The sequence below is a fragment of the Bacteroides mediterraneensis genome, from assembly GCF_016900355.1.
Lineage (GTDB): Bacteria > Bacteroidota > Bacteroidia > Bacteroidales > Bacteroidaceae > Phocaeicola.
Window position 1 is genome coordinate 1 of the sequence record NZ_JACJKA010000097.1, and the last position, 354, is coordinate 354.

The window sequence follows — 354 nt, forward strand, 5'->3', positions numbered from 1 at the left end:
ATTCCCTAAGATACGAAAAATTAGGGAGACGGGCAAGTCCTGACTGAGCGAAGTTTGGGCTTGCCCGATTTTTTTGCAGACACAAAAAAGCCCATCTCAAATTTTATTTCAATTTTGAGACGGCCTCCATAAGCAAAGTAATATGGCAAAGATACATTTTCGTTCTTACAATCCCAATCAAATCGTCCTTTTCCCACAAAGAATAGATGAAAATATTCCATCGGACAATCCTGTACGTATTCTGAATGCTATGGTTGACAACCTTGACCTTAGTTCGTTCCATAAATTGTATAAGGAGTTCGGCCGTTCTCCCTATCACCCACGAATGATGCTCAAAGCTGTTTTGTATGCCTA

General features: G+C 40.1%; 1 protein-coding gene. It reads left to right on the forward strand.

From position 1 onward, the window contains the following. Positions 1 to 142: 142 nt before the first annotated feature. A partial coding sequence (locus tag H6A28_RS15005; protein ID WP_204481104.1) for a transposase occupies positions 143 to 354 on the forward strand: 212 nt, incomplete at its 3' end.